Origin of the sequence: Mycobacterium sp. (assembly GCF_052144515.1) — a bacterium.
Lineage (GTDB): Bacteria > Actinomycetota > Actinomycetes > Mycobacteriales > Mycobacteriaceae > Mycobacterium.
Genome location: NZ_JBKQQD010000027.1, coordinates 1 through 4,686, shown reverse-complemented (window position 1 = coordinate 4,686; position 4,686 = coordinate 1). Strand labels below are relative to the sequence as shown.

Here is a 4,686-nt window from a genome sequence, read left to right as displayed (position 1 = left end):
AGATCAGGTCGTCGATGTCGTAGAACAGCCTGACGCCCAACCTCCTGGCATAGAGTGTCAACATCAGAACATCGCTGAAGGCCGGAAGCCTGAAGATGATGGCGTGGCTGGCAAAGCACAGCTGCTCATGGATTTCGGTAGGGCTGGCGCGGCCGAAATCGATCGCCACCGCATCGTAACCAGCCATGCGCAGGAATTCGACCTTCTGCTGGACGCGGTAGAGCCAGCACTGCGGCAGGTTTTGCGAGCCGATCACCAGGATGCGCGTGGGCCTGGTACGGTCGCTGCTCACCGTCGCGGGCGTGGCGGCAAGATGCTGAATTTCCTCCAGGCCGCGCAACACGGCCAGGCTGTGCTCGAGGATTTCGGCGCGCTGCCGGCGCCCGCCGGCGAGGTCGCCGCGGTTGGCCCGCTGCTGGGTGCGGCCGATCATCGCGTCGGTAAAGCGCCGCAGCTCGCCCTGGATCAGCTGGACGGCCTGCTGTAAGACGCGGGGATCCTTGTCATAGACCTTCCTTGAGAGCTCGCACAGCCAGTCCAGAGTCGAAAGGAAGTCGGCCGGATTGCCGACGGTAAGCGCGGTGGAGACACGGTTAGCTGCGAGAAAGAGGTTGGGAGCGGTGAGCTCCGTCCCGTCGATCGAGCCGAGATAGGCCGCGATCTCGTAGTTGGCGGATCTGCCCTGCAGCACCTGCACATAGGTCGACCGGTGGAAGGGGTCCGCGCGCAGCGCCGGATCGAGCGAGGTCGCCACTTCCAGCAGCCGTTCCGCTACGGCCTGCTCGTGGAATTCACGGAACAGAAGTGCCGCGAACTCAGTGAGCAGCGGAGCGAGATCCGAAAGGCCGCTTTGCATCGCACGGACCGAGGACACCCCTACATAGTCGTGGAGGGCTGGCAGCAGGATCGGCCAAACGCCCGAGCGTACGGTGTCGCCAGGCTCGTCGGTGATCGTCTCCTGGAGATGGTCGAAGACGCGAATCTGCAGCGCCGCCGGTAACCTGATGCTGCCGATCATCGTCGCCACCATGAACGGACAGAGCCTGGCGTTGAGGGCGGTCGCCCGGCCGGATGGCGTGCCATCCAGGATCCCGCGGTCGGTCTTGACCGCCGTGAGCAGGCTCTCGACATCCGCCTCCGACAATCCAGCGCGGCAGTGTTCGGTCCAGATGGTGACGAGGCCGTGGTACTGCGCATCGGTGAGACTGGCCTGAACGGCCTTGATGACGAGCGGGCCGGGCGGGAAGTGGACGCGGCTGAATATTTCGCCGGCGAGGAGCAGGATCGCCGTGTCGGACGGTTCCGCAGCTCCGACGGCATCGGCGATCGCCTCGGCCGCCCCCTCGATGTCCCCGGCCTTAATCAGCTTCCGGGCCAGCTCTGCGTGATGGTGGGCCGGGCGCAGCTCGAATTGAGGCTCGTCCTCTACGAGGTCTTCCGCCTCGGCACTATCCGGCTGGCCACGCTGCCTTGTCCGCTTGACCGGTTCAGACCCGCCGTCCGGCTCCTCTGCCGAGTCTGGCTCCGCGACCACCAGCGAGGTCTCTTCGACGGCCAGATCGCCAAACAGGTCGTCGCTGACCGCAAAGCCCTCGACACCGTGGTCGAGCGCAACGAGCAGAAATGATGATCCGGCCACGCGCTGGCCGGCAGCGAGCTCGAACCGGCCGTGCAGCGACCAGTGGTGGTATCCCGACGAGAATTGCCCATCGCGCACGGCCTGCGCGACGTCGGGAAAGGTGCGAAGGTATAGCTCCTCGTCGAACCGTTCACGGCGCGGCAAATCATCCATTCCGGGAGTCTCCTAATAAAGGAAGCGGGCGCGCCAAGAATCTTAGACACGGACCGTGTTGGTGGCCGGTATTTCGGATCTTTGGCGTATCGTCGCAGCTCAGAGCGTATGAGGGCGCCTGCGGCGTATCTAGGTTCTGCAGCCGTAGATCGTGGTCATTGATGTTGGCGGCGTCGGTAGTGGGAAAGGCGTGCTCGGCATTGGTGTCGTCGGCGCCATCGTGACCAGGCCAGCAGGGTGTGACGGTGTGGCTGGTGGCCAGTAGCAAGGCGTCGAAGAGTCGCCGAAACTCGTTGACAGTCATCGCGATCATTCCGATCGGTGTGGGTGTGGTAAGACCGGACCTCACAAGGTGATCGGCACGGTTGCTTCTGTGGAGGGCAACACCATCCACGTGACCGTTACCGACGCCAACGGCAATCCCTCTCAAACCGACGTGACGGTCACCGACACCACGAGATACAACAAGGGCTTCTCTGCAAATTCGCAGGCCATCGCGCAAGGCAAGTGCATCGCCGCACGGGGAACCAAGGATGGTGGCGGCACGCTGCAGGCGACGGTTGTCACCTTGGGCCCCGCCAACAACGGCAAATGCCCGCAGCCTGCTGTTGAGGGGCATCCGCACTAACGAGCGATCGACCAATACAATCTCGGCAAGCCGAAGGTGTGCTGCGCGATGTGGTTGAGAATCATCTCGCGGCACCCACGGTGAGCCGGAAAATCTTCTTCGAGAAGGGCGTGTGTCTCCGCGCGGTACGACACCGAGACTTTCGAATTCGCCACCACCGCACCGAAGCGCGGGCTGGGACCATCCGTACTACGTGGCGACCGGCACCAGCGATAAGCAGCTCGCTAATGACATCCCAGACCCAGGTAATTTCGGGCAGTTTTCGCTAGGCTACAGGGCCAGACCTGAGATGCAGAGCACTTCGTCGAGGCTGGCGGTGCGCAGCCCGGTGCCGGTGGCCGGTTGCCCATGTTGGGCGGGCGGATCGGGGTTGCTGTTTTGCACACCGCGGGCTCGATCGAGGCGTGCGGTGTCGAACATTGCCGGGCCGGTGGCCATCGCCTCGGTGAGCAGGTAGCGGCCGGCGTCGGGTGCTCGGCGCACCGCCTCCTCCGATGCGCTGGCGCCGGTGAGTTTGGCCGCGTCGTCGAAGTTGATGCCCACCTGAAACACCTGTGGTTCGGCGTCGAGTACCGCGGTCAGGCGGGTGATGTAGTTCTCGGGGGCGAAAAACCGCCAGCTTTCGCCCAGGTGCAGCCAGAACCGTCCGTCGATTTGAGCGCGTAGCTGCGCGAGCTGGGGGGCGGGCTTGTCGCCGGATCGGCGACGGGCGAACTCGAGGAACCCGTAACGTTTCCGCAGTTTGGCGCGGTCGGGGGCGGACAGGCCGGTATCGAGCACCAGGAAGCGCCCGACCCGCGACTCATCGAGGCAGCAGTTCAGAAACGAGTTCAGGGTCTGCTCGGTGGCAGCTTGATCCGGCCCGGCGACCAGGCTGACGGTGACCTCGGCCTCACCGGGACCTGCGGCCAGGGACTGCGCCAGGGCTTCGGGGTACGGTGCGGCCGCCTCGAGCATGGCCGGCACCGAAAAGTCGCGGTTGGCCGCAATCCGTTGCCGATCAGGCTCGGGCAGGTCAGGGCGGGCCACCAAGCGCCGACACAGCGTGAACGCCTCGGCGTGCTGACCGATCCAGGATGCGCACACCGCCTGCTCATCGGTTGCGCGCCACGCGTAGACCTCTGCGATTTCTGCGGGGAGAAGGAGGTCCTCTTCGGGAAAGGGGATTTCGGCGGCGCGCTGGGCAAACGGGTACGCGAACTTGTAGCGCTGCTCGACGCGATACCGAAAGGCGATGGCATGCAACGCCTCGGCGCGGGTCGGTCGAAAATCCCACGCCTTGAGGTAAGCCTCCTGAACATCCGGCCACGGCTCACCGAGGTTCGACATCGACTCCGCGAGCCGATACATCGCCCAGTAGACCTCCTCGTCGCAGCCACCCATCTCAACCCGCCGCGCATACCACGTGCGCGCGCCGACGAAATCCTCCATACGGAAATAGGTCTCGGCGAGGAATAAGGCCGACCGCGCATCCTCGGGATTGCGTTCGACCTTGGCCAGCAACAGATCGCGCTCGTGCTCAAACTTTTGCCTGATCAGGTTGTGGTCGCGGAGCTCACGATCTGCGCTGTGGTCTTTGCCTTCGAGGCGCACATCGATGCAAGGGTCGTCCCGCGCAGCGGTCTCGTGGGTGACACCCTCGAGGCCTTCCGACAGCGCGCGGTCCACGATGGCGGCCTGGTCGCGAGCGGAGAAAGCCCGGTAGCCGCGCTCGGCGAGCTCGCGTCGCGCGCGCTCGTCGCCGAGGAGCTCCACACAGCGATCGACCAGTTCGTCGTAGTCCGCGAACGCGACGCCGGACGCCAGTTCGCGCTCCAATGTCGGATCGGCACCGCGCTCGGAGACCACCGCGCGTCTATTGGCGAGCAGATAGGACACACGCGCGATTTCGAAGATTTTCGCTTCCCAGTAATGGACGTTGAGGACGATCTTCGAGCGTGCGATCCAGGCATCGCGACTCGCGCCAAGGGCGCCCGATAGCCATTTGACACGAAGACCTCGGTCGTGCAGTTCCCTGAGAACGGCGTATCGGCGCTCGCTGAGCATGCCGTAGAAAAGTACGTCGATGTCCTCGGGGGCCGGGGCGATCCGTGTCAGCTCGGGGACGTATCCGATCGGAACGTAGGTGGGCCGGGGCAATCCCATAGCAGCGAGCCGCTCGATGTTGGCTTGACTGTAGTCCCACGTCGGGTAGCGCCTCAAAAGGTCAATGAATTCAGGCATCTCCATCCACGGCGAGTCGTTGCCCAATTGCTCGAGGTTGTAG

At 64.3% G+C, this 4,686-nt stretch carries 3 protein-coding genes and 1 pseudogene; 1 reads left to right on the top strand and 3 read right to left on the bottom strand.

Features of this window, described 5'->3' with window-relative positions:
* Positions 1-1,792: hypothetical protein (locus ACLP9N_RS01335; RefSeq protein WP_442405709.1), on the bottom strand; the 1,792-nt coding region annotated here is incomplete at its 3' end.
* A 155-nt stretch (positions 1,793-1,947) separates the two neighbouring features.
* A pseudogene (locus ACLP9N_RS01330) lies at positions 1,948-2,120 on the bottom strand (IS701 family transposase); the annotation flags it as partial.
* 24 nt (positions 2,121-2,144) lie between these two features.
* On the opposite strand from ACLP9N_RS01330, the gene ACLP9N_RS01325 reads away from it, so the two are divergent.
* Positions 2,145-2,420, top strand: a complete 276-nt coding sequence (locus ACLP9N_RS01325) for a hypothetical protein (RefSeq protein WP_442405708.1) — start codon at positions 2,145-2,147, stop codon at positions 2,418-2,420.
* A gap of 270 nt (positions 2,421-2,690) precedes the next feature.
* Here the strand turns inward: ACLP9N_RS01325 and ACLP9N_RS01320 are convergent.
* Positions 2,691-4,686 (bottom strand): hypothetical protein (locus ACLP9N_RS01320; RefSeq protein WP_442405707.1); only part of this gene is annotated, 1,996 nt, incomplete at its 5' end.